This is a genomic window from Enterococcus sp. (genome assembly GCF_022711995.1).
Lineage (GTDB): Bacteria > Bacillota > Bacilli > Lactobacillales > Enterococcaceae > Enterococcus_D.
The window spans coordinates 18725-41894 of sequence record NZ_JALAHI010000013.1 but is presented as its reverse complement, the minus strand read 5'-3'; the positions used below and the strand labels follow the sequence as shown (position 1 = coordinate 41894).

The 23170-nt window shown below is 42.7% G+C and carries 19 protein-coding genes; 4 read left to right on the top strand and 15 right to left on the bottom strand.

The window, feature by feature from the left end:
* Positions 1–155: 155 nt before the first annotated feature.
* From Q0A12_RS01130 to Q0A12_RS01110, 5 genes are all read right to left on the bottom strand, one after another.
* The gene (locus Q0A12_RS01130; RefSeq protein ID WP_291290884.1) at positions 156–476 is read right to left on the bottom strand and encodes a winged helix-turn-helix transcriptional regulator; all 321 of its coding nucleotides are present in this window, start codon (positions 474–476) and stop codon (positions 156–158) included.
* 67 nt (positions 477–543) lie between these two features.
* A complete protein-coding gene (gene addA, locus Q0A12_RS01125) occupies positions 544–4224 on the bottom strand; it encodes a helicase-exonuclease AddAB subunit AddA (protein WP_291290883.1) in 3681 nt (1226 codons plus the stop codon).
* Positions 4217–7789: a PD-(D/E)XK nuclease family protein gene (locus Q0A12_RS01120; protein ID WP_291290882.1), complete on the bottom strand. Its 3573-nt coding sequence runs from the start codon at positions 7787–7789 to the stop codon at positions 4217–4219. The genes addA and Q0A12_RS01120 overlap by 8 nt, the downstream gene beginning before the upstream one ends.
* Before the next feature lie 190 nt (positions 7790–7979).
* Positions 7980–8540, bottom strand: a complete 561-nt coding sequence (gene lepB, locus Q0A12_RS01115) for a signal peptidase I (protein ID WP_291290881.1) — start codon at positions 8538–8540, stop codon at positions 7980–7982.
* A gap of 855 nt (positions 8541–9395) precedes the next feature.
* Positions 9396–9887 (bottom strand): hypothetical protein, encoded by a 492-nt coding sequence (locus Q0A12_RS01110; protein ID WP_291290880.1) that lies wholly within the window; start codon positions 9885–9887, stop codon positions 9396–9398.
* Between the two features lie 141 nt (positions 9888–10028).
* Between Q0A12_RS01110 and Q0A12_RS01105 the strand changes: the two genes are divergently transcribed.
* Both Q0A12_RS01105 and Q0A12_RS01100 read left to right on the top strand, forming a co-directional pair.
* Positions 10029–10559 (top strand): DUF308 domain-containing protein, encoded by a 531-nt coding sequence (locus tag Q0A12_RS01105; RefSeq protein WP_291290879.1) that lies wholly within the window; start codon positions 10029–10031, stop codon positions 10557–10559.
* A 123-nt stretch (positions 10560–10682) separates the two neighbouring features.
* A complete protein-coding gene (locus tag Q0A12_RS01100; protein ID WP_291290878.1) occupies positions 10683–11123 on the top strand; it encodes a hypothetical protein in 441 nt (146 codons plus the stop codon).
* A gap of 184 nt (positions 11124–11307) precedes the next feature.
* Here the strand turns inward: Q0A12_RS01100 and Q0A12_RS01095 are convergent, their stop codons facing one another.
* Together Q0A12_RS01095 and Q0A12_RS01090 are read right to left on the bottom strand one after the other, a co-directional pair.
* A complete protein-coding gene (locus tag Q0A12_RS01095) occupies positions 11308–13263 on the bottom strand; it encodes a heavy metal translocating P-type ATPase (protein WP_291290877.1) in 1956 nt (651 codons plus the stop codon).
* A gap of 363 nt (positions 13264–13626) precedes the next feature.
* Positions 13627–14052 (bottom strand): CsbD family protein, encoded by a 426-nt coding sequence (locus tag Q0A12_RS01090; RefSeq protein ID WP_291290876.1) that lies wholly within the window; start codon positions 14050–14052, stop codon positions 13627–13629.
* A 385-nt stretch (positions 14053–14437) separates the two neighbouring features.
* On the opposite strand from Q0A12_RS01090, the gene Q0A12_RS01085 reads away from it, so the two are divergent.
* Positions 14438–14710, top strand: a complete 273-nt coding sequence (locus Q0A12_RS01085; protein WP_291290875.1) for a hypothetical protein — start codon at positions 14438–14440, stop codon at positions 14708–14710.
* Between the two features lie 289 nt (positions 14711–14999).
* Here Q0A12_RS01085 and Q0A12_RS01080 read toward each other — a convergent pair whose 3' ends face one another.
* The 3 genes from Q0A12_RS01080 to Q0A12_RS01070 form a co-directional block, all read right to left on the bottom strand.
* Entirely contained in the window at positions 15000–15359 is a 360-nt protein-coding gene (locus Q0A12_RS01080) for a hypothetical protein (protein WP_291290874.1), read from the bottom strand.
* Between the two features lie 299 nt (positions 15360–15658).
* Entirely contained in the window at positions 15659–16225 is a 567-nt protein-coding gene (locus Q0A12_RS01075; RefSeq protein ID WP_291290873.1) for an ECF transporter S component, read from the bottom strand.
* Complete coding sequence (locus tag Q0A12_RS01070; RefSeq protein WP_291290872.1) at positions 16212–16634, bottom strand: DUF4430 domain-containing protein; 423 nt, start codon at positions 16632–16634, stop codon at positions 16212–16214. Before Q0A12_RS01070 ends, Q0A12_RS01075 begins: the two co-directional genes overlap by 14 nt.
* Before the next feature lie 480 nt (positions 16635–17114).
* Between Q0A12_RS01070 and Q0A12_RS01065 the strand changes: the two genes are divergently transcribed.
* Positions 17115–17249, top strand: coding sequence for an aldo/keto reductase (locus Q0A12_RS01065; RefSeq protein ID WP_291290871.1), 135 nt, complete (start codon positions 17115–17117; stop codon positions 17247–17249).
* Between the two features lie 275 nt (positions 17250–17524).
* On the opposite strand, the gene Q0A12_RS01060 is transcribed toward Q0A12_RS01065, so the two are convergent.
* The 5 genes from Q0A12_RS01060 to Q0A12_RS01040 all read right to left on the bottom strand — a co-directional run bounded on the left by Q0A12_RS01060 (position 17525) and on the right by Q0A12_RS01040 (position 23162).
* A complete protein-coding gene (locus tag Q0A12_RS01060) occupies positions 17525–17815 on the bottom strand; it encodes a hypothetical protein (protein WP_291290870.1) in 291 nt (96 codons plus the stop codon).
* Between the two features lie 173 nt (positions 17816–17988).
* Positions 17989–19335: a TrkH family potassium uptake protein gene (locus tag Q0A12_RS01055; RefSeq protein ID WP_291290869.1), complete on the bottom strand. Its 1347-nt coding sequence runs from the start codon at positions 19333–19335 to the stop codon at positions 17989–17991.
* Between the two features lie 48 nt (positions 19336–19383).
* Positions 19384–20013: a V-type ATP synthase subunit D gene (locus tag Q0A12_RS01050; RefSeq protein WP_291290868.1), complete on the bottom strand. Its 630-nt coding sequence runs from the start codon at positions 20011–20013 to the stop codon at positions 19384–19386.
* Positions 19994–21391, bottom strand: coding sequence for a V-type ATP synthase subunit B (locus tag Q0A12_RS01045; RefSeq protein ID WP_291290867.1), 1398 nt, complete (start codon positions 21389–21391; stop codon positions 19994–19996). Before Q0A12_RS01045 ends, Q0A12_RS01050 begins: the two co-directional genes overlap by 20 nt.
* Positions 21375–23162 carry a V-type ATP synthase subunit A gene (locus Q0A12_RS01040; RefSeq protein ID WP_291290866.1) on the bottom strand — a complete coding sequence of 596 codons (1788 nt, stop codon included), beginning with the start codon at positions 23160–23162 and terminating at the stop codon, positions 21375–21377. The genes Q0A12_RS01045 and Q0A12_RS01040 overlap by 17 nt, the downstream gene beginning before the upstream one ends.
* Between the last annotated feature and the right edge of the window lie 8 nt (positions 23163–23170).

Here is a 23170-nt window from a genome sequence, read left to right as displayed (position 1 = left end):
CAGCAAACTCCGGAAATGAAATTCATTTTTCGAATACAGAACTTGCTTTCAGTCTATGACAAGTCTCCCTTTTCTGCTTCATCCAAACTACTAGTTTCCATCAACGCTTTTTTACTATTCGATTGACCTAAGTGTACCTAATTCTTTGCCAGAAATCAACTGCATTCTTCTTCTCTGACCCAAGTTTCTGCCCAACGCTTTACACTCATCATACTTTTTTCAAGTGCGATCCCTCTTGGTGTCAAGCAGTACAGATTGTCTTCTTTGCAGACGATCTCTTCTCGCTCTAATTCTTTCAAACGTTCCACCAATACCCGATCACTCACTTGGGGGATTTTTTTGGCAAGATCCACAAACCGCTGTTTGCCATCTTCAAGAAGCACATCAATGATCAACCCATTCCACTTTTTCCCTAGAATCGAAAAAGCTTTTTCAAATTTAGGGCAAAGAGTATAATTTGTTTCCACTTCTATCATTTCCTATCACCTCTTTGCATTATTATAGCATATCGCTTACGAATTGTAAGAAATCCCGTTCGAGAGCCTACCATTCGATCATTTTTTTAGCAGCTAGTAAAACTAGATAAATCTCGGTCACCGGCTTCTGTAATGCTTGTTCCAACGCTTGACAATACAGTTTTAGCTGTCCGTAATACCGATCTCGCATGCGTTTTTCAATTTGGGCTTCACTGCCGAAGACTGCGTCTGTCTTAAAATCATACAAAATGATTCGATCAGGCAATTCGACATAACCATCAATAATTCCATGGATCAACAATTCAGCATCTGGTTCGTCAAAGCCTTCAAAGATAGTCTCGGCTTCTTTGAGCATGGAAAAAGGCTGTTCCCGTTTTACCTGTGATGCGTATTTGACCAACGTTTGCCCTATTACCGTCTGGTAGAACCAAAGAATGCTTGATTGATCGATTTTCTCCGCCACTTCTTTTGTAAAAAGCTGACGTTCAACCAGATCATCGATAAAAGCGGCTAATGAAGCTTCTGTTGGCACTTCCGTCAAAGGCAGCATTTGCAAGACCAAATGGGTGGCACTCCCGATGGATGTCGCTTGCGGCTTTTGTTCCTGTAAAAAGCGCGGCTTAGCCAATTCCGTTTCTACATAACGAAAACGCTGAGGCGCCAGTTTTTCCTCCGCAGAACGCCATTCTAGCAACGTGATGTCTTGATCATCTGGATCATTGTACAGTCGTTTCAACTCAGAGACCGATTGATAGCTCGTCGTTTGTGTTGCCTTGCTGTAAGGATACTGATAAGCTAAACGATCCAACAATGTTTCTGAGGGGGCGGCACTTGGGGTTGGAGCCGCAACTGGTTCTGCTGCCGGCTGCAATTGTAACTGCTGATCAATTTGATCTTGGTTCCACCAATTAATCTGAAAGCTTGCAGGATGATGAATCGTTACTTTGCGATCGCTAGCCTCCGCAAAAACTTGCTCCATCTCCGGGTGTCGAATCAATGTCAAGCCGATCCAATCCATTAGACTTCCTCGGGCAACTAGGCGCAATGCCGGATCAAGAACCGTCTGCTTTTGCGTCAATCCCGCTTGCCAAGCTTTAAAGGCAGCTTGTTGATCTTTATAGGAACCGACCAAATACAACTTCTGCTCCGCTCGAGTCAGCGCCACGTATAGTTTACGCATTTCTTCCGACAACGCTTTTTTCAAACGGACTTGTTTGATTGCTTGAAAAGGAATCGTTTCATATTTGATATTTTCCGCTGCATCGATATATTGAATCCCTGCTCCCAGCTGTTCTTCAAAAATATACCGCTTTTGAAAATCTTGGTAGTTAAAGAATTTCGTAGTATCCAACAAGAAAACGACTGGGAATTCCAATCCTTTACTAGCATGAACAGTCATTACCCGTACCGCATTTTCAGCTGGTGTTGCCACTGGCTCCGCGAGATCTTTATCTTTTTCCTGCATCTTTTCAATAAAACGAATGAATTGATACAATCCGCGAAAACTGCTTTTTTCATATTTTTCAGCCCGGTGGATCAATGCAATCAAATTGGCATAGCGCTGCTGACCAGCTGGCAAGCCCACCACATAGTCCAAGTAAGCCGTGGTATCGTAAATATCCCAAATTAAATCAGGGATCGGCAAGCGACGAGCAGCTTCCCGCCAACGATTCAATTCTCTTAAAAAGTCAGCCACTCGTTTGCTTAATGGGGAGGCCGTCCCTTCGTGATTGGCTTGGTAAGTCAATACTGCTTGGTAAAACTCGCTAGTACGATCCGCCAGCCGCAGCTCTGCTAATTCGTCTTCAGTGAGTCCGACCATCGGCGAACGGAGAACCGCCACTAACGGAATATCTTGATAAGGATTATCGATGATTTGCAGCAACGCAACCATCGTTTGGATCTCCGTGGCCTGAAAATAGTTCTGCGCATCATTGACTTCAAGAGGGATCCCAAATTTTTTGAAGACATCTAAGATCACCAAATTATTCTTTCGGGTAGGAGTCAATAAAACAATGTCCCGATAAGTGACTGGGCGCTCTTCCCGACTTTTTTTGTCATAGATCATAAATTGCGATTGGATCAGTTCGTTGATTTTGATCGCAGTCACATGAAGTTCTCCTTCGGTTTTGTCCTCGATCAAATTTGCGGTGCTTTCCGTTTCTTTTTCATAGATCAAAAGTTCTGGCATAAAGGCCGCACTTTCAGGGAAATTCGGAAACCCCGGAACTAACGTCGCTGCTTCATCATAGGGAATCTGACCAACCTGTTCGTCCATCAGTTGTTGAAAAATCAAGTTCGTAAAATCAAGCACTTCATGACGGGAACGAAAATTTTCGGCTAAGACGATCCGCCGTCCCCCCTGTTGATGTTCAAACGCCAGATATTTCTCGATAAATAATGTTGGATCGGCGAGACGGAAAGAATAAATCGACTGTTTGACATCCCCTACCATAAACATATTGCCATGGTCGCCATTCACTTGCCGTACCCAATACAAAATCGCTTCCTGCAGCCGATTGATATCTTGGTATTCATCCACAAGAACTTCCTCGAATTTGTCGCGGTAATAGACAGCAGCATCACTGCCTGTGCCGTCTCCTAACAAGATTTTCAACGTAAAGTGTTCCAAATCATTGAAATCCAACAAGCCTTTTGCAAGCTTACGAGTTTGAAATGCTGCCAGAAACTCTTTGGTTATCTCCGCCATCGTTGCAACGATCGGTGCCGAAAGCTCCAACATTCGTTGCATTTCTGCCGGTGGATAAGGAAAATAGCCTTTGATTTGTTCCAGCAGTTTCTTGGCATCATCCCGCAACGGTTTGATTTCCTGTGAAAGTTCTTTTTGTTCTTCTTTGCGGTAGCTTGGGTAGCGGCCAAAGGTGAGATGGGTCAAACCATCAAACAATAGTGATAGATCATCTGTTGCCAACACTCGCTGAATTTCTTGGACTTGATTGATTTCTGCCTGAACGAGAGTAGCCGCTTTTTCCATCAAGGGCGACTGATCAGCAAATTGCTTAGCCGCAACCAGCAGATGTTCAGCCGTTGCAGCCATCTCCACTAAAGCCGGTTTGATCTGTGTTTGATAGAGAGGATTCTCCCCTAAATTCTCTGTTGTTTCATAATTGACAGCTAAATGATCCAACCAGTTTTCCGGATCGGGATTGGCACGGGCAAAATCGTACAGCGACAAAATCAAATCCCCCACGGTTTCATCGGAACGATCGCTGGCGAAGTTTTCAGTTAAGCGAAAGAACGCTTCATCGTTTGCTTCGTAATGGGCATCTCTTAACTGGGACCAAATTTCTTCTTTTAATAACAAAATTTCCGTCTCATCCGTCAACATCCGAAAACTAGGATCTAAATCGATCAGATAGTAAAATCGCCGTATGACGGTTAAACAAAAGGCATGCAGCGTCGAGATGTTCGCTGTGGGCAATAATTGCAGTTGACGAACGAAGTGCTGCCGTTTCGACTCTTGGCTCTCTTGGTTGATAGCTGTTTGCAAAGCCACTTGAATCCGTTCTTTCATTTCTCTAGCGGCCGCTTCGGTAAACGTCACGATCAACAGTTCATCGATATTGCTGCCTGCTTTTAGTTTTTCAATCACACGCCGTACCAGTACAGTGGTTTTTCCGGATCCGGCAGAGGCAGAAACAAGGAGATTGTCTCCCTTATCAAAGATCGCCTGCCACTGAGTATCAGTAAATGTTTCGTTTTGTGGTTTTAATGGGATCTTAGTCATTTTCTTCCTCCTTTAATCGTTGTAGAACCTCTTCTTTGGATAAGTTTTCTAAACGATGATAATTATTTTCTTGCAGCATCACATCAAAATCACAAATACTGCGAAACGGACAAAATTCACAAGCTCGTTTTTTGTCTTTCAGCTTGTAAGAAGGATTTAAGGCAATTTCACCGCTGAGAAGCTTTTCGGCACCTTGCTGCATATTTTTACGGTTATGCTGCCGCAATAAGTGGATCTCCTCTTCGGTATAAAACTTATTTTTGGCTTGAGGTGTTTTTTGATACGTCCCGCTTTTATCTTTGCGAATTGGAAAAACAGTTGAATTGCTGCTATCTGACAATTCGTGATCCAACAGCGGGAATAAGGCTGGTTCATCCAAAAACAACCCGTCATATTTAAACTGTTTTAACCGTTCTTCTTCTGAGAACTTTTGACCGTCCAAAAGCGGATCATGGACGTGTAAGTAATAGGCCCCGGCAGGATGAACATTTTCTGTACCAACTAACTGCACCGCATCATTGAGTGCGACATCCAAATAGGTGATCAACTGCATCGCCAATCCATAGTAAGCTTCTGTCAAATCGAATTCACGACTGCTGGACTTGTAATCGACGACCGAAAGCCACTGCTCTTCTGCCGTTTGTGCAGCATCAACCCGATCGATTTTTCCTCGCACATGCAGCTTGCCGCCACTGCTCAAAGGCAACTCAATGCCATTGATTCCTTGAGCACCAGCAATCTGGCCAAACAATACTTCGGTTTTTTGTGGGGAAAAATGCATTTTTTGCCCTTGCTTTGTCAATGCCCAAGCAACACGTTGAATCGTCTTGCCCAATTGATAACGGATAAAATTCATCCTGGCGGAACTCGACAATAACGCATAGCGGACTTCTCCAAAAATCTCTTGCAGCACTTTTTCAACAAATTGCAGCCGTTGCTCAACCGTCAGCTGGGTCAACGAAATATTTTCACTGATCAAAACCTTAACAAAGCGGTCTAATGCATCGTGGAAAAATTCCCCAGTCATCGCTGAATTGAGGCCATAGATTTCTCGTTCTTTCAACCGCAGACCATAGCTGACAAAATACTTGTATTCGCACTGATAGAAAGTTTCCAATTGCGAGATCGAACTGTAAATGGATGGACCGTAGAGCGCAACGGCTTTGTCTTGCGAGAGTGGCACCGGAATATTCTGATGGGTTTGACTTTCAAACACACGTAGGGCTAACTGTTTTACAGGTGAATCCATTAAAACATTTTTGAACTGCTGCCATTGAGGTGGCAAATTCTGCCCTGCTTTTTTTGCCTGCTGACTTAAATTATTCAGAGGATAGATCAACCCTCGGTACGTACCGACATAGGCTTCTGGATCACTAGTCAGAGATAAAATGCCGCGATCTTGTAGAGCAACATCTAATCCCTGTAGTCGAGCCAAATAGGGAGATATTTTGATATTTTGCTGGGTATCAAAATTGCAGGCATACGATAGAAACAGTTTGTCCGTCGAAGACAATAAGATCGTATAAAAAAGGAATGGCTCTTTGGCACTGCTTTCGATAATCGTATCCCGTAAATATTTTTCTCCCGCAAATAATTGGTTGAGGTGCTGTCTTTCTTCGTTCGTCAGTAACGTTTTATTTTCAATTCGTCGCGGTAAGACTGTCTCGTTCAACCCCGGAACAAAAGTGATTTTGGCTTGGCGGGGACGGACTAGATCAAAGCGATTGATATTGACTTGATCAATTGCAGTTGGAATTTTTCCGAAAGTCAAATTTTCCAATCCGGTCATCACTATTTCCTCAAACAAGGACCATTCAAAAGGATCGTCGCCATAAATCGCCACAAATTCGTCTAACAAATCAATCAGTGCTTGCCATGTCTGTTCGTGATTACGGGCTTGTTCCAGCTTTCCTTGGGCAATGGCTTGATCACGCCAATGAATCAGTTGCTGGTCAACACCTACCGAAAGTAAAAACTGATACAACGCGCCTGCTGCTTCCAGATTCGTGCCGACTTCTTGAATCGATTTCAAAGAGTTAAAAATATCCTGACGGAAATAACGGCGCAATTGATTCGTGTAGGCCGTCAGTTCTGTGATTGCAGAAGCATTTTCCCCTGTTAGTGTGTAATCCACTAAGAGCCAGTCTTTCTCACGGGTCCAATCTTTTCCTTGGAAGTTATGAGCCAGCGCTTGGTTTTCCGTAATATCGACTAATTGGCGAAAGGCATCCCGAGCAGCCAGCCAATCCTCTTGCTGTTGGAAAGATTGAGGCAAGTAGAGTTCTGTCCGCAACAGACGAAAAATATCATTTAAGCGAAAGCCATAATCTGCACAAGCAAAGAAAGCATTTAGAAACTCGACTAATGGATGCTGGGCCATGAGTTGTTCTTCATCAATATAAAATGGAATATCATAGTCCTTAAAAATCGTTGGGATATACTGGTGGTAAATCTCAGGTTGCAATGTCAAAACTTGAATGTCCCGATACCGCAGTTTTGCTCCTTTTTGCTCACTGATCAGCCCCCGGATTTTTGCCGCCATCTGCCGCACTTCTTCTTCGGGATTTCCCACTTTCCACATTTCTAAATAAGGTGACACTTTCTGTTGCTGGTGGTAATGAAGCTGATTCTGTGTTTTCCGCCAAAACGATTCAACTTCATTGTAGGCCTTTGCTTCCTCAGATGAGTCTTTTCCTAATTCTGCAGCTGATAGTTTTTGATCTAAATAAATGCCGACATTTTCTGAGCGAGCATCTTGATAGAGTTGATGGTAACTGCGCCCCGATTCATAAAACAAATCTAATGGTGAAGGTAATTCTTGGGGATAACCGCGATCCAATAGTAAGTCGACTATTACGTGACCTTGTTTCATCAATTCTTTTAGTAAAAGTTGTTCTTGGGTTGAAAATGCTGAAAAGCCACTAATAATAAATAACGAATTTGACAGCTCTGGAGGATTAGTGACTAAGTCGGTTGGTTGAGAACTTTGTTGAAGAAAACGAGTCAACAATGTCAATGGTTGTTCCACTTGTAATTCTCGCGTCATCATTTCTGATTCAAAACGTTGAAAAATCAATGCCAATTCCGCAAATTTTACCGAATCATCGCCATTACCCTTTGGCGCAGTCCCACCGAAAAGCAGATCCTCCGTCGTAATACTACTGGTCTGCATCTCTTGATAAAGCGCCAGCAATTGTTGAATAAATCCAGGTTTATTGATTTCTCCTCGAAAGAGTACCAGTTTCTCTTCTAACTCAAGCAGAATTTTGCGTAGAATCATCATCGCGCCCGTATCTGTGATCGCTGTTTTTGACAGCCACCCCGTCTGTTGAAGGTAAAACCATGCCAAGCGATGAAAACTGTAAACTTGCGCCCGAATCGAAGAAAAATCACCAGGTCCTTGTTTTAGCGCCTGCAGAATTTCTCTTTCTCGTTCAAACTTATTGTAGTTAGGAACAAGAAAAAAGACTTCTGTTTGCGGTTTTTCCAACCATGCGTTGGCAGCTTCCAAAATCGCTTGTTCATGGTCGCAACGACCATCGCCTAATATAAATCGTAAACTCATACGAAGACTCCTTTGTTTTTTGTCCACTTTTTCTTTGTACCTAACGATCATTGGACTCTTCTTTCGGCAATTCCCTTTAAGAATAGCCCTCTTTATGACACCTAATGATCCTAAATTATTTTTATTCTCACACCAAATAGTATAACAAATTCTTCTTCAAAAAAAAGCTCTGAGCGAGTCGGAGGTCCGCTTACTCAGAGTGCTGTTTCGGAATAATCCCGAAATCTTCAAGAGGCCAAAAAATAAATTTGACATCCCCTAGTACGACGGATTGGTCAATCAACCCAATCATGCGACTGTCTTTGGAGATCCGGCGATTATCCCCTAATACCAATAGCTTTCCTTTCGGAATCTGTTCTACCCCAAAGTCAGTCATCGTAAAATCAGCTGTAAGGGGGAAACCGTCCGTCAATTTTGCGCGAAAAGCAGCTAGATAAGGTTCGTCATAAGCTTTCCCATTGATGTATAACGTGTCCTCTCGGTATTCCACGACATCCCCTGGTAACCCGATCACTCGCTTAATGTAGTTTTTTCCCACATCATCTGGTGCTTCAAAGGTGATGATATCAAATCGGTTGATCTGAGTATTCTTCAATGCGATCACCCGCTCCCCATCGTGGAGGGTGGGGTCCATTGAATCTCCTTTAACGATTACCGGGGTGAAGACATAGTGACGCAACGAAAAAAGCATTAGCCCTAATAGAGCGACGAACAAAATGGTCTTGAAGACCTCTTTTAGTTGTGCCGACATCATTGTTCTCCTTTTGTATGTAAAACGATTCCATGGAATCAAAATAGGTGATACTCAATTTTACCATATTCACTTGAATTGAGGGAAAAGCCCTGTTCGTCTTAAACAAAACATAGCAAAACGTTCGGGTAAATACGCTGGACTACAAGCCTTGCAACCTGTTTAATGATGATTCACGCTTTGCTAAGAAACAGACCAAAACAAGTCCGTGATTTCTCCTGGTTTTACTGGTTTTACTGGTTTTACTGGTTTTCCTGCACTCACTCGTCACGCCCCCCGCATTCATCAACGCCCAGGGCAACATTCCCATTGTTCCAGTCGTTTTAGTTTTTGGTTTTTGGGATCGCGATTTTTGGAAAGCTGCTTTTGGGGAAATACAGCTTTGCTCCCCGTAGTCTTTATAGAAAAAGAACTTTTCTTTGGTTATCATTGTCTTTTGGATTCTTTTTTGTTGTCTTTTTAGTAGTCCGCTATTCAGTGAATCCATTCTTTGGAATTATTTGGCTAAATTCGCTAACGATGTTGCCTCACCAAGTTTGTCAACTTTTTCTAGGCTCAAGAGAAACGAAGGTCTCCCCTGCCCGATCAAAATTGGAATAGAAGAGTTTTTGATGGTACAACGAGGTCGAATGGTCTCTCAAGAAACGACCCACTTGATTGCAAAAAAACGAAGCACTGAAAAAAGCGCTTCGTCAAATCGATACTCTGACAATTTTTGCGATCCTATAGATTTTTAGGAAACACCAAAGGAAGACCCATTATCTGAAATGATGCACTGAATGAAATCTTTTATTAAGGGAATTGTTTCATTCCCCTACCGAATGTTGCCAAATCCACGACTGAACAAAAACGGTCTTAATGATCTTTTGGCTCTTGATCCACAAGAACATCAATCGGCGTTCCTTCTTTTAAATGTTCCGTTAAATACAGAACCAGTTCTTCCATAGGTCGATCAAATTTCAACATCGGACCCCGGATCCCGCGACGGAAGAAATTCATTTTGATCCAATGATCTTTGCTTTCCTGATATAACACGACTCGATCCACTTCTTGATACAAAATTCCCCGAATATTCAGGGGATGAATGATCAGCCGATCCTCTGCCAGACCTCTGCTGTCAAAAACAAAGCTTAAAAACAGCAAACCCGAAACGATCCCTCGCAAACGATTGTCAAAGGTTTCTTCCGTAAAAAGCATCACAAGGATAATTACCAGTGAAAATAAAGCGATGGCTGCTTTTCCCCCTTTGCGGCTGACTGCAACAACTTGGATGTCTTTGCGGACAACAAATAAAAATAAATATAATACAACTGTGAACAAGCACATTAATAGCGTTAATACACTCATGGGTTTCTCCATTCTTTGCTGTTTCGTCTATCTTACCAAAAAATGCTTCTCTTAAAAAGCAGAATCCTCCCCTAACGCTTTTCTATTTTCTATTTTTAAAGAAATCCGCTACAATAGAAAAAAAAAGGAGGAACTATACGAATGAATACTTTTTTCGATAAAATCCAACGCTATGATTTACTACGAGCAATATTGTTCTTGATTGCTGGATTGATTATTGTGATCGCTCCTCGCAGCGTCTTTAACACCATTGTTTATCTAGTTGCTGGGTATGTCGCTTTTCTAGGAGTAATCAATCTCTATTCAAGTTATAAAGAAAAACGACAAACCGGCTATGTGAATATGCAGATGACGACGGGTGTCTTACTGTTGATTGCAGCAGCAGCTATTCTCGTTTTTGCCAAAGGACTGTTAGCGATCGTTCCCTTCTTCTTGGGAATCATGATTACGATCAGCGGCTGTACTCGTTTGATGGCAAGCTTTAATCAACGACGAAATGGCTTCCCTTTTCTCACAGGTTTGCTGTTTAGTTTACTCGTGATTGTTGCAGGAATCATTCTGGTCTTCAATCCTTTTCAAACATGGTTGCTCTTCTTCCAAATCTTCGGTGGCGTCTTGATGTTTATGGGAATTTCCGATTTGGTCAATCATTTTCAAAGAAAACGCAGATAACAAGATGAGAATCCGTTAAAAGAAGCCGTCTTTTACAACTTCATGTGGACTTTTCGATCCTTTGCTTTTACAATAAGACTATATTAAAAAGAAAAAATGAGCAAAGAACACAGGAGGTACGACATGAAAAAAATTAAACAAGATATGAAACATCCCAATGACGTCCCTGTGATTTTTTTGTATGACGACTTGGGGAACATTCAAAAGAAAATTTCGATCAATGAATGGCGAGAATTAAAAGCAAATTCCCAAAAAATCGAAGAATTTGAAATCAAGTTGTACCGTGAAGCAATCACCTATTATACGCAAGAAGCGTATGTGCAAGCAGCTGATTTATTGAAGTTTTTGATCAGCCAGACGGACTATACCCACTATGAATATGTGGAACGCTTAGCCAATATTTATCGAATCCAAGAGGACTTGATGCAAGAAAAACAACTATTGTTGGCAGCTCGCTCTTCGATCAAAAATCTTGAGTTTTCAGAAGGCATCATTAAACGAATCGATCAACGCTTAGCAAAAATCGATCAGTTGCCTCACTCATCTGTCGCTTTCAATCAATAACTCAAAAAAACAAACGGGACTGTGCCATAAGTCATCATCCAACAAGTTAAACCGAATAAGATTCTATTGCTATGATAGATTCCTCTGACTTTTGCGACGAGGAGCCACTGCACCGCAGGAGCAATAATAGTTACTGTTCGGATATTCTTACTTGTAGGAGACTTATGGCACAGCCTCGTTCTTTTTATTTTGTACTCTCTTTGTCTTGATGCAACGGTGCCAGCATCCGCAAGCCGTTGAACAAGACAAGTAGTGTACTGCCTTCATGGGCAAAGACCCCTAGGCCAATATTCATTTTCCCTAATAAATTTAAAACGATCAATAAAGCAACGATAAACATAGAGAAGAAAATGTTCTGCCAAATGATCCGATCCAATTTTTTCGCAGTTTTTAATGCATAAGTAAAACGGGTCAGGTCATTTTTCATGATCACAGCGTCACCAACCTCTATAGCAACGTCTGATCCTTCTCCCATCGCAAAGCCAATATCAGATTGTACGAGGGCTGGAGCATCATTGATGCCGTCACCGACCATGACTGTTTGACCAAATTCTTGTTGCAGTTGTTGAATGATTTGGGCTTTATTTTCTGGCAGAACATTGGCGGCCACTTGATCCACGCCAAGTTGTTCTCCAATCGCTTCCCCTGCTGCCTGACTGTCTCCTGTGATCATGACTGTCCGAATACCAGCTTGTTTTAATTCATCAATGACCCCTTTTGCCTGCGGATTTGGCAGATCCATTAATGCAATCAGTCCAACTGGCTGTTCATCCACTGAAAAAAGCACCACTGTTTTCCCTGCTTGTTCCAAGCTTTCTTTTTGCTTAGTAAAAGTGGACTGGAGAGTCCCAGAAGGTTTGCCGATTCGATAGGCTTTTCCAGCGACAACAGTTGTCAACCCCGAGCCAATTTCATTGTTGGCGGTAAGAGAAATGGCTTGCACACCTGTTTGCTTTTCAAAATGGCTGACGATGGCTGCAGCAAGTGGATGATTTGCTTGCTTTTCCATTGCCAGAATCAACGAAGCCCACTCTTGACGTTGTTGTTCACTTGCTTGTTCATCAAAGTAAACATCGGTTACTTGCGGTTTTCCCATGGTTAATGTGCCGGTTTTATCGAAAGCCGCCACTTTCGTTTGTCCCATATTCGCTAAATACGAGCTACCCTTAAATAAGATTCCTCGTTTTGCCAAGTTGGAAATAGCCGACAGACTAGCCGGTACGGCACTAGCAGCTAGCGCACATGGAGAAGCTGAGATCATCATCACCAGTCCGCGATAAAAACTGGTCGACCAGTCCCACCCAAAAAGAAAAGGTGCGGTCAAGATGAATAGCGGTACTAGAATCAAAACAGTAGTTACATATATGGGCTCGATTTTTTTGATCCGAGTCTCTGTTTTTGATTGATTGGTCTGAGCAGATTCAACAACAGACAAAATCTTAGCAAAAACAGTCTCGCTGCTATCCTTTGTCACTTCCATCATAAAGGTGCCGGTACCATTGATGGTACTGCCAAAGACCTCATCCCCCACTGTTTTTTCTCGGGGAATACTCTCGCCATTGATGGAAGCTTCATTGATACTACTGATCCCCGAAAGAATTCTTCCATCCGTGGCAATTTGGTCACCTGGTAACACTTGCAGAGTGTCTCCTTTTTTCACTTGTTCTGCTGGAACTTGTTTTATGGACCCATCTGCCATAACCAGCCGGGCTTCTGTCGGATTCAATTTTAGCAGATTCGTAATTTCTTTGCGGCTTTGGCCTTCAGCATAGTCTTCCAAAAAGTGCGCGCCGGCAAAAATCAAAATCAGTAATGCTGCTTCATTAAAGTTACCGATCAATACAGAACCAAAAGCAGCCAGCGTCATCAATAAATGAACATTTGGTCTAAATTTCCTGCTTTTGCGACTATCATTGACTGTATCCTCGATCCCTTCCCAAATGATATGATACCCGGACAAAAGAATAGCCCCACTGTACAACAAATCTTTTATAAGCACTTGCGGTACCATTAAAGCAACAATAAAAAGAACCACTCCGGCTAAATAATTGCGTAAAGGCGCATTTCCATGGGCATGTTGATGCGCAGCGCCTGATGAATGAGCGTGTTGTGACGAATGATTGCATGAATGAGTAGACATAAGAAAAGCCTCCTTTAACCTTTTGATTGAATCATTTGCAAACAAATGAATATATGTTCATATCTACATTTTTATTATATATGAGTATGCATTCATGTGTCAAGCAGCAACTGTTCCTTTTTGCCAGTAGTCATGAGCTACCAGCAAATCATTCAGCGCTAGGTTTAATTAAATGAGCGAGTACTCTTTCCCCATGCACTCCGACGGATTCAGCTATCTTTCAGGAACAATTGAAACAAACCATCGAAAAATGTCTCATTCAACGTCTTACATAAAAAAACAGTCAGGCACAATGCCTGACTGCGACGAAACTTTTCATTTGTATGTTCGCTACGAACAGAGAGTGTGGTAAAACCAGAAAAATTACTTTTGGTCGAAGGTGTCTTTTACATCTTGAGCCACTGATTCTGACTTATCTTTTAGATCCGCAATGACCTCTTTTGAGTGCCCTGCTGCTTGATCCACAACTCCAGCAGCTTTTTTTGCAGGATCATTCGTGATAGAGCCTGAAGTTTCTTTCGCTTTGCCAGCGACTTTATCTGGTGTGCCAACGCCGATAGTCGAGACCACTGATTTTTTCAAGTCTTTTAACACTTCTTTTGAAGCACCCACTACTTGATCAAGGGTTCCTTCTGTTTGCATTTTGTGATTGCCTACGATATTGCCGGCTACTTCTTTTGTCTTGCCTTTAACAGAATCTTTGTTGACATTCATCTTCTGCATTTTTTTATAAACCGCCAGACCAAAAGCTGTGCCAACCAAACCTACTACCAATCCAGATTTTTTCATATATGTCTCCTCCAATTCTTTTATAGTTATTATCTTAACAGAAATTTGCCGAAATGCCTGTTTTCAAGCTTGGCCATTTCCTCCTTTTGCATCTATCTATTCAGTAAAGAAGTTGTTATTTTGTTTAAACACGGCTACGAAGCCAATTATATAAAAATGTTCTTCTTTAAATTTATAAAAAAACAAATTATTTTGGACAACCTTTTTTTTCGTAACAGTAGATTTAGAAAAAATTCAATATTTATTGGGAACAAACATCCCCTTCTATGCTTTCTAACGAATGAAATGCTTCGGTGCTTTTCCAGAATTGCCTTTCCTAGCTAAATCGGGTAACATAGAAAAGAAGAATATTCGAGAATTTATTTTTCTCAGAAAGGATCGAATAATGAATGAAACACATGTAGGATTATTGGTCAATAGCCGTGTCTTTCAAGAAACACCGATGATGCTGACTGGAATCCAATTATTAGAAGACCATAAAATCGTCAACTGTATTATCAAAGACCGTTACCTTTCAAGTTACGTGTTACGCTTACCTCTCAACAAATATCAGTTAGAAGTCGAAGGGAAATGGAACAAACGTGAACAGTTAGTGATCAAACATATGAAAATCAAAAACATCGATGAATATATCAAAATTGTAGGAACACCTGAATAAACAACGGGACTGTGACATAAGTCAGCTTCCACCAAGTGAAACCGAATAATATGCTATTGCTACAGATTCCTCGGACTTTTGCGACGAGGAGTCCCTGCACCGCAGGAGCAAATACTAGGGACTGTGACTTAAGTCATCATCCAACAAGTGAAACCGAATCATATTCTATTGCTATAGATTCCTCTGACTTTTGCGACGAGGAGCCACTGCACCGCAGGAGCACTAGTTAATGTTCGGATAGTGTCACTTGTCGGAGACTTATGGCACAGGCCCTTTAGTTATATAGTGATCAGCTTGCCATGCGAGTAAAAGTATCGATCAATTGTTGCTGTTCCTCTGTGATTCCGATGGCCATTGGTTTGATCAAAACCTTGATCGTTTTCGACGGTGTCCGAATCAAGACTTTCTTATTCATGACTCCTGTGATTTTCAACGTGGTGATTTCATGGATCAAGACCGTTTCCATGGCTTTTTGTTCAAAGTTCAAATCCAATTGAATCAAACTGATTTTTTCCTCATCAACGATGACAATATAGTATTTAGGCAATGGAATTGCCATTACTTTTGCTTCTTCAGCATAGCCAGCCAGTTTCCCATTGAATCTCATCCGATACGTTTCTAGATCTTCTTTTTTCACGATCCATTTCATTGAAACCGCCTCCTTTCCAGTATATGGTAAGAATAACTGAATTCCGGGAAGAAAAACACCATTTTGCTTGTAGCAGCATCCACAAGCACTGTCTCACCGGCGACAATCGCAGAAAAAAGCGGCTGGAATATGTAGCTCCGAGAATTAAGCAGAATACACAGAAGTTACTTTTCAAATTTTTGGGGGTCTCGATTTATTTCCCGAAGGAGTTGCTACTCGCCTGCTATACGTGTTTAAAGCGTGGAACAAAAGTGGTTTTTCCTTTTGTCCCACGCTCTTTTACTATTCGTCTAATCGGATCAGTTGCCAAATTTCCGCTTTTTCTCATCTGTTGCTGTTGATGGATAGTAACGGTGAAAAAGGCGCAGAAATAGTGGTGCCAGCAAGCCATAAAAGAGGCCGTTGCCAACCCCGTGAAGGGCATCAAAACTTATTCCCTGTATATAATATCCCCAAAAGCTGGGCATCCCTAGCAAATACACACTGACCAAAGAAACGATAAATCCGTATATAAAGCCAGCTAAAACACTGAAACTCACTTGGAGGATCATGGACCGTTTCACCATCGGAATATGCCGCAATCCGCTCATTAAGAGAATCACCACCGCATAACTTATCCCTTGAGCAATCGTCCAGATTCCCATTCCCATATAGAAATTGGTGATTAAAAGGGATAACAGGGCGACGATCAATCCTCTGGCACTGCCTAAATAAAAAGTCACCAACAAGAAAATATCCGTCATCGGTTGTACATTCGGCAACGGTTGAAACAATGTTCGACCCACTACAGAAGCGGCTACCATCAAGGCAAGATAAGCAATCTCTTGAACAGAGAAAGCAGCTTTAGTAGACTTAGAATTTTTCATAAGTAAAAACGACCTTGTCGTTTTCTTTAAGGACAGTATCCTTTGCCCCTGTGTTGATCATTTGATCATTGATCGTATACGTCCAATAATAGCCAGCAGCTTCGTCTTGAGCCAGTCCCTCAATGCTCGTGATCATGCCATTGTCTTCTTTCAAGTCAAAGTTTTCTTTCATCACATCCATCAAAGAGGCACCCTCTTCAAAAGTCACACTTTTAGCCGGCAATTCACTGGGCGTTGCGTCGGTCTTGTTGACAAATGAAATTTCAGCTTTTTGTTGGCTAACATTCGAGCTGACAGCTGCTTCACTGCTAGTGTCAGCAGTGGTCTTTGAAGCTGCATCAGAACAGCCGCTTAATCCGATCCCAATGAGCCCCAAAATACTTAACTTAACGATTTGTTTGATTTTCACATTATCCACTCCTTCTGTCCTATTTTACTAAAAGTTTAAGCGAATGAGAACAAAAAACGCCAGCCAAGCAGCTGGTAATTCCGCCATTTTTTGGTCAATTTTCCCTGACGAACAAAACCGCTGTTGGACAAATTGCTGAAATAACCGAAAATAGGCGCAGGTAACTGGAAAAAAGCATATTGAAAAACTGCCTCCGCTTTTTGAATGACCAGCCAATTTCGCTAACCTACTGGGGAAGTTAGTGGAACGAAACAGTCTAATTAAAAAAAACAAAATGAAACAATCTAAAATAAGACGGTTTTACTCGATTATTTCGTTGTTAACCGATTATTTACAAGAAATTGACGACAACTCAATATCCTGCGCCTATACTATAGATACCAAATTATTTTCTTTTTTACTTTGCAGCACGACCTCATTCCTAAGCTCGTGCTGCCCCCTTTGGAAAATAATTGGCAGCTAAACCTTGGAGGGATCGAAATGAATACAGAAGAATTTCGCACAGTCACCAATGAGGTCGTACAAGGAATCGTCATCGCAAAGAAAGATTCCCAAAATGTCTGGATCATCCAAGACAAAGAGGGTTACTTCCACGTAGTAAGCAAAACAGCATAGCCTATTCCAAAAAATCTGCAGCGCTGGGACTGTGCCATAAGTCGTCATCCAACAAGTTAATCCGAATCATATGCTATTGCGATAGATTCCTCGAACTTTTGCGACGAGGAGCCACTGCACCGCAGGAGCAATACTATATATGGTTCGGATAGTGTTACTTGTCGGAGACTTATGGCATAGCCTCTTGCGCTGCAGGTTCTTTTTTTGATCGTCTATCTTCTGTCCATGAAACGCTGCCCTTTCAACCTTTCCTTTCAATCGTGCTTTTTACTCGGTCACTGTTTTTGTATCACGTTTTCAGTGCTTTCTTGTCCATCGCCATAATCCGGTGATTGAATTGGCATTTTAGGCCGCTCTTGATCGCTGATCTTGATGAATACTAAACCACAAAGTAAGCTTGTCAAAAGTCCGATCCAACCGTTACTGAGCCATTCCATAAGTATCAGCAGCAAAAAAAGCACTCGTTGTGTTTGTCGTGAGAATTTCCGCAACAGATACAGCCATTCCAATAACAATCCTGCCAACAGCATCGTAACGAAAATTTTTCCTAGCAACCACAGATCCATGATCATCCCACCTTTGGGTACTCTTAGCAGCTCTATCGCCTTTGATCGCAATCCGATACTCGCGATTCAGCTGTCCGACCCATTTCTTATGGTTAATCATAGTTGGTCAACCTTAAAGCAAACTAAAAGCTGCCAGCTTCTCACTCATTAGTTGGAGTTGTTGCTAATAGAATCTAACCGATCATGACCGTTTCATCCGGATACTTGTACCCAGCTTCTCGCCGACTGGCTTTTGTCATCAATGAAAAAGCCACTGTCATGATGCCCACTCGGCCAATAAACATCAATAGGATAATCAATAATTTGCCGAAGACAGAAAGATATGGGGTCAATCCCATCGTTAAACCGACTGTGCCAAAGGCTGAAAAAACTTCAAAGGCAATGTATTCCAAGCCAAATCGTGGGTTTCCCGGTATTGTTTCAGTGATGGACAGCAAAAAAATGGCCATGAAACAGAGACTCAACGTTAGGAAAAAAAGGGTAAACGCTCGGGAAACAGCCGTTTCTTTAATGGTCCTGCCAAACACTTCTGCTCGTTTGCGCCCTTTTAACAGACTGCGAATCTTAATGATCAATACCGAAACCGTTGTGGTTTTTAGTCCTCCGGCCGTCGATCCAGAGGTGCCGCCGATATACATAAGAATCATCGTCAACATCAGCCCTGCTTGACTCATCTGGCCATAATCGATGCTGTAAAAGCCAGCTGTCCGAGGAGTCACAGCAAGAAAGAATAGTTGGAAAAAGCGGCCGATTAGTGAATCCCCTGCAACGGTTCCTGAACTGTATTCAGTCACATAGAACCCAATCGTTCCCAAAATCAGCAAAGTGATCGTAGCCGTTAAAGCGATACGGCTATGTAAGGAGTGCCTTTTTTTAGGGGCCAACAAATCAGACCAGACTAAAAAACCTAAGCCGCCGGCAATGATCAACAGACTGATGACAGCTAATACAAACGGATCCGCTTGAAAAGAAACCAAACTATCGCCGAAAAGATCAAAACCGGCATTACAAAAGGCAGAAATTCCGTGAAAAATGCTAAACCACAAGCCTTTTTGCCAACCAAAACGCGGAACAAAGGATAGAGCCAATAAACAGATGCCCAAAAATTGAATCAAAACAGCGATCCGGATAATGTACCAAGCTAAGTGAAGCTCCCCAGACATCCGATCAAGATTGAGCGATTCTCTAAGAATCATTCGAGTGCTTAAATTGACCCGTTTCTTTGCGATCCGATAAAAGAAGACTGGAATCGACATAAAGCCGATCCCACCAATTTCGATCAAAATCAAAAGAATCGCTTGTCCGCCGATATTGTATTGTTCCGAAATGGAGAATGTAGAGAGTCCTGTCACACATATCGCGGAAGTCGCGGTGAACAATGCATCTAAGAAAGGCACTCCTTGCCCATCATTGGTTACCACTGGCAGCATGAGTAGGCTGGTGCCGATCAAGATCAATAGCAAAAAGACCAGCGTGACCAGCTGGGGGGCGCTGATTTTTTTTGGCATTCTTTTTTTCATCTCATTATCCTTCCTTCATGGCGTGCCGGTTGTCGACAGATCCATTCTTCACTGGGTTTTATTTTTTACTTTGATCATCCGAGTAACATTGGCGCGTTCATTTTCCTCAAGCCGCATTTTGATGCCATAAATCGTCTCTTCCAGCTCAGGGATGGTCAAGTATTCCAGTGCATTGACCCGACGTCGGGTTTGTTCAATCTCCCCTGCCAGTAATTGACAAGTTTTTTCGATTTCAGTTAGCGACAATAATTTCGGCAAGACATCGGTGAAACGACCAATTGCCAGATCTAAAGGAACATTCGAATTTACAAACCCATACTCGATTGGTGCCTGCATGGTCACATCGTCGTAGTCAAACTGCATCACCGGCACTTCGACACTCATGATATTTTTGGTGGAGACATCAAGAGAAACTTCTGTTGCTGGCAAAATGAACATTTCTTCAATGTACTTTTCATTAATCGTCGCATTGGCTAAGCGAAATGCCTTCATGGCCTTGTACAATTGGGCCTCTACTTCTTTACGCAATAGGTTGTTCTGTTTGATCAGTTCAATGAACTGACGCATCAACTCATCTTGCTTGTCTTTTAATAGTTTATGGCCTCTTCTAGCTGTCGTCAACTGTTTACTAAGGCGACTTAATTCCATACGGGTCGGATTAACGGGTTGTTTGCTCATTGGTCGCTCCTTGTGGTAAAAATTCCTCCAACAATCCATCACTGATTCGTTTCAACTCGACCTTTGGCAGCATCGCTAACAAATCCCAACCGAGGGCCAACGTTTCTTGGATGGAACGATTGGTTTGATAGCCTTGATCCAAGTATTCATTTTCAAAACGTTCCGCAAATTTGGCATAGATTTTATCGACATCAGATAGTGCTGACTCCCCTAAAACGACGGCGAGTTCTTTGGCTTGCTTCCCTTGCGCATAAGCAGAAAACAGCTGATTCATGGTTGCCGCATGGTCTTTACGGGTTTTCCCTTCCCCGGTTCCCTTGTCTTTCAGCCGGGAAAGTGAAGGCAAGACATCGATCGGTGGCTGGATGCCGTTTTTATATAGCTCTCTTGAAAGAATGATTTGCCCTTCTGTGATATACCCAGTCAAGTCAGGGATAGGATGGGTTTTGTCATCTTCTGGCATCGTCAATATTGGGATTTGCGTCACCGACCCTTTCACTCCCCGTAAACGACCTGCGCGTTCATATAAGGTTGAAAGATTTGTATAGAGATAACCAGGGTAGCCTCGGCGACCGGGTACCTCTCGACGAGCTGCGGATATTTCCCGCAAAGCTTCACAATAGTTGGTCATATCCGTCATGATGACTAAGACATGCATACCTTTTTCATAGGCTAAATATTCGGCAGCTGTTAAAGCCATCCGCGGGGTAGCGATTCGTTCGATGGCCGGATCGTTTGCTAGATTCATAAAAACAACCGATCGGTCGATCGCTCCGGTTTGGCGAAAGTCTTCCATGAAATATTCCGCTTCTTCAAACGTGATCCCAATGCCGGCAAAAACCACTGCAAAGTCGTCTTCTGTATTGAGCACTTGCGCTTGGCGAGCAATTTGAGAAGCTAACTCTTTATGTGGCAGACCAGAACCAGAAAAAATCGGTAATTTTTGGCCCCGAACCAGCGTATTTAAGTGATCGATGGAAGAGATACCGGTTTGAATAAATTCATCCGGGTAATCGCGAGCCATCGGGTTGATTACTTCCCCGTTGATATCCATGCGTTTCTCAGCAATGATTTCTGAACCGCCATCTTTGACCCGGCCTAAGCCATCAAAAACCCGGCCAATCATGCCTTCAGAAACACCTAGTTCTAATGGATGGCCGAGAAAACGGACACTGGATTCCCGTAAATTGATGCCGCCTGTTCCTTCAAAAATCTGCACCAGTGCTTTGTCTTCTTGAATTTCCAAGACTTGTCCTTGACGAATCTCACCGTTTTGCAGCCGAACTTCGATCAGCTCTTCATATTTCACTCCTGCGACGCGATCAACCGCCATTAAGGGGCCGACAACTTCGCCAATTGTTTTATATTCTTTGATCATCTGTGCGGTCTCCTTTCTGCAAGATATCTTTCATTGTTTCTTTGATCTCGCTTGCTAATTTGCGGATTCCTGCTATTTCGTCTTCCGGAAGATATTTCATGCGGGCGATTTTGTCTCGCAGATTTTCTGTTCCTTGATAAATTTCTGTCAAATAGGCACCTAATTCCAAGGCTTTTTGCCCTTCCTCATGAAACAGTAAGATAGTGTCTAACATCGCAAATTGTTTTTCTCGAGAGGTGAAGGTATCAACGGCATCAAAGGCATTTTGCTGTAAAAAGTCCTCTCGCAGTGACTTGGTGATCTCTAACAGGAGTTGATCCTTTTCCGATAAGGCATCGATTCCCACCAGACGAACAATTTCAGAGAGTTCTGCTTCTTTTTGCAGCATCCGCATAGCCGTGGTTACATGGTCCGACCAGTCCACTTGCAACTGCCGATCCAAATAGGCACCCATCTCCTTCTCGTACAAGGAATAGCTTTTTAGCCAATCGATCGATGGAAAGTGCCTTTTTTGAGCCAGTGTAGCATCCAGCCCCCAGAAAACTTTCACCACTCGCAAGGTATTTTGTGTGACTGGTTCGGAAATATCTCCACCAGAAGGAGAGACTGCACTAATGGCTGTAATACTGCCTTCTTGTTCCGAACCTAAACAAATCACTTTCCCTGACCGTTCGTAATACTCGGCTAAACGACTACCCAAATAGGCAGGATAGCCTTCATCACCTGGCATCTCTTCCAAACGACCGGACATTTCTCGCAACGCTTCCGCCCAACGAGAAGTGGAGTCGGCCATGATCGCCACTGAATACCCCATATCTCGGAAATATTCAGCGATCGTGATACCTGTGTAGATGGAAGCTTCCCTAGCAGCTACCGGCATATTGGATGTATTTGCGATCAGAACCGTCCGAGCCATCAAGGATTCGCCACTTCGTGGATCAATCAGTTCCGGAAATTCATTCATGACATCTGTCATCTCATTGCCTCGTTCGCCGCAACCTACATAGACCACTAAGTCGACATCTGCCCATTTAGCAATTTGATGTTGAACCACTGTTTTCCCCGCACCGAAGGGACCAGGAACTGCAGAAGCGCCGCCTTTTGCGATTGGAAAGAAAGTATCGATCACTCGCTGTCCGGTGATCATAGGTTCCACGGGATTTAATTTCTGTTTGACTGGACGACTGTGCCGTACCGGCCATTTTTGCAACATTGAAAAGGACTGCTCTCCTTTTGGTGTCTCAAGAATATAGACGGTTTCATCAATCGTAAAATCCCCCGTAAATACTTCTTTGACCCTTCCTGTGATGCCATTAGGCACCATAATTTTATGAAGGATCAATGGTGTCTCTTGAACCACCCCGATAACCATCCCTGCAGTGACCTCGGTTCCTACCGCAATAGTCGGTTCAAAGGTCCATTTCTTCTCATGATCCAATGCCGGCAGCTGGACCCCTCGTTTCAAAAAATTGCTTTGAGTCAGCTCCATAAACGTTTCTAATGGCCGTTGAATCCCGTCAAACATTTGCGACATAATTCCCGGTGCTAACTCAACAGACAGCGGTTCACCGGTCGTTCGAACGGGTTCTCCTGGCCCGATTCCTGAGGTTTCTTCATAAACTTGGATCGAAGCAATCGATCCTCTCATTTCGATGATTTCTCCAACGACACCTAGATCACCGACATAACAAATATCTTCTAAACTTGCATGGCCCATATCTTTTGCTAAAACTAACGGACCTGATACTTTAATTATTGTTCCTGTTTCCACAACATCAG

Bases quoted from the DNA above. Each gene is read 5' to 3' on its own strand.
- Q0A12_RS01065 (WP_291290871.1), top strand. From the start codon at position 17,115: ATGAATACAGAAGAATTTCGCACAGTCACCAATGAGGTCGTACAAGGA.
- Q0A12_RS01110 (WP_291290880.1), bottom strand. From the start codon at position 9,887: ATGAGTGTATTAACGCTATTAATGTGCTTGTTCACAGTTGTATTATAT.
- addA (WP_291290883.1), bottom strand. From the start codon at position 4,224: ATGACTAAGATCCCATTAAAACCACAAAACGAAACATTTACTGATACT.
- Q0A12_RS01095 (WP_291290877.1), bottom strand. From the start codon at position 13,263: ATGTCTACTCATTCATGCAATCATTCGTCACAACACGCTCATTCATCA.
- Q0A12_RS01090 (WP_291290876.1), bottom strand. From the start codon at position 14,052: ATGAAAAAATCTGGATTGGTAGTAGGTTTGGTTGGCACAGCTTTTGGT.
- Q0A12_RS01085 (WP_291290875.1), top strand. From the start codon at position 14,438: ATGAATGAAACACATGTAGGATTATTGGTCAATAGCCGTGTCTTTCAA.
- lepB (WP_291290881.1), bottom strand. From the start codon at position 8,540: ATGTCGGCACAACTAAAAGAGGTCTTCAAGACCATTTTGTTCGTCGCT.
- Q0A12_RS01080 (WP_291290874.1), bottom strand. From the start codon at position 15,359: ATGAAATGGATCGTGAAAAAAGAAGATCTAGAAACGTATCGGATGAGA.
- Q0A12_RS01050 (WP_291290868.1), bottom strand. From the start codon at position 20,013: ATGAGCAAACAACCCGTTAATCCGACCCGTATGGAATTAAGTCGCCTT.
- Q0A12_RS01055 (WP_291290869.1), bottom strand. From the start codon at position 19,335: ATGAAAAAAAGAATGCCAAAAAAAATCAGCGCCCCCCAGCTGGTCACG.
- Q0A12_RS01120 (WP_291290882.1), bottom strand. From the start codon at position 7,789: ATGAGTTTACGATTTATATTAGGCGATGGTCGTTGCGACCATGAACAA.
- Q0A12_RS01100 (WP_291290878.1), top strand. From the start codon at position 10,683: ATGAAAAAAATTAAACAAGATATGAAACATCCCAATGACGTCCCTGTG.
- Q0A12_RS01105 (WP_291290879.1), top strand. From the start codon at position 10,029: ATGAATACTTTTTTCGATAAAATCCAACGCTATGATTTACTACGAGCA.
- Q0A12_RS01060 (WP_291290870.1), bottom strand. From the start codon at position 17,815: ATGGATCTGTGGTTGCTAGGAAAAATTTTCGTTACGATGCTGTTGGCA.
- Q0A12_RS01045 (WP_291290867.1), bottom strand. From the start codon at position 21,391: ATGATCAAAGAATATAAAACAATTGGCGAAGTTGTCGGCCCCTTAATG.
- Q0A12_RS01130 (WP_291290884.1), bottom strand. From the start codon at position 476: ATGATAGAAGTGGAAACAAATTATACTCTTTGCCCTAAATTTGAAAAA.
- Q0A12_RS01075 (WP_291290873.1), bottom strand. From the start codon at position 16,225: ATGAAAAATTCTAAGTCTACTAAAGCTGCTTTCTCTGTTCAAGAGATT.